Origin of the sequence: Streptomyces sp. NPDC018026 (genome assembly GCF_044327745.1) — a bacterium.
In the GTDB taxonomy this organism is placed as follows: Bacteria; Actinomycetota; Actinomycetes; order Streptomycetales; family Streptomycetaceae; genus Streptomyces; species Streptomyces rubrogriseus.
The window spans coordinates 1-1,082 of record NZ_JBIRFY010000055.1; the positions used below are offsets into that span (position 1 = coordinate 1).

The following is a 1,082-nucleotide window of genomic DNA, read 5'->3' on the forward strand; positions in this document are numbered from 1 at the left end:
GAGGACCGGGTCATCGACACCCCGCTGGCCGAGTCCGGCATCGTCGGCACCGCGATCGGCCTGGCCCTGCGCGGGTACCGGCCGGTGGTGGAGATCCAGTTCGACGGCTTCGTCTTCCCGGCCTACGACCAGATCGTCACCCAGCTGGCGAAGATGCACGCCCGCTCGCTGGGCAAGGTCAGGATGCCGGTCGTCATCCGCATCCCCTACGGCGGCGGCATCGGCGCGGTCGAGCACCACTCCGAGTCCCCCGAGGCGCTGTTCGCGCACGTGGCGGGCCTGAAGGTGGTCAGCCCGTCCAACGCGGCGGACGCGTACTGGATGATGCAGCAGGCCATCCAGAGCGACGACCCGGTGATCTACTTCGAGCCCAAGCGCCGCTACTGGGACAAGGCCGAGGTGGACGCGGAGGCCATCCCGGGCCCGCTGCACGCCGCGCGGGTGGTGCGCGAGGGCAGCGACCTGACGCTTGCCGCGTACGGTCCGATGGTGAAGCTGTGCCAGGAGGTCGCCGACGCGGCCGCCGAGGAGGGGCGTTCCCTGGAGGTGGTCGACCTGCGGTCGATCTCGCCGGTGGACTTCGACACCGTTCAGGCGTCGGTGGAGAAGACCCGCCGTCTGGTGGTGGTTCACGAGGCGCCGGTGTTCCTGGGTTCGGGTGCGGAGATCGCGGCCCGGATCACGGAGCGCTGCTTCTACCATCTGGAGGCCCCGGTGCTGAGGGTCGGCGGCTACCACGCGCCGTATCCGCCGGCGCGTCTGGAGGAGGAGTACCTGCCCGATCTGGACCGGGTGCTGGATGCCGTCGACCGCTCGCTGGCGTACTGAGGAGGGGAGCGTGACGACGATGACGGACAGTTCCGTGCGTGAGTTCAAGATGCCCGACGTGGGTGAGGGGCTCACCGAGGCCGAGATCCTCAAGTGGTACGTCCAGCCCGGTGACACGGTCACCGACGGGCAGGTGGTGTGCGAGGTCGAGACGGCCAAGGCCGCCGTCGAACTGCCCATCCCCTACGACGGCGTGGTCCGCGAACTGCACTTCCCCGAGGGCACCACGGTCGACGTGGGCACCTCCATCATCG

The 1,082-nt window shown here is 69.5% G+C and carries 2 protein-coding genes; both read left to right on the forward strand.

The window, feature by feature from the left end; translation table 11 throughout:
- A partial coding sequence (locus ACH4D3_RS41220; protein WP_398332891.1) for an alpha-ketoacid dehydrogenase subunit beta occupies window positions 1-828 on the forward strand: 828 nt, incomplete at its 5' end.
- Window positions 829-838: 10 nt separating this feature from the next.
- Window positions 839-1,082: biotin/lipoyl-containing protein (locus ACH4D3_RS41225; RefSeq protein ID WP_398332892.1), on the forward strand; the 244-nt coding region annotated here is incomplete at its 3' end.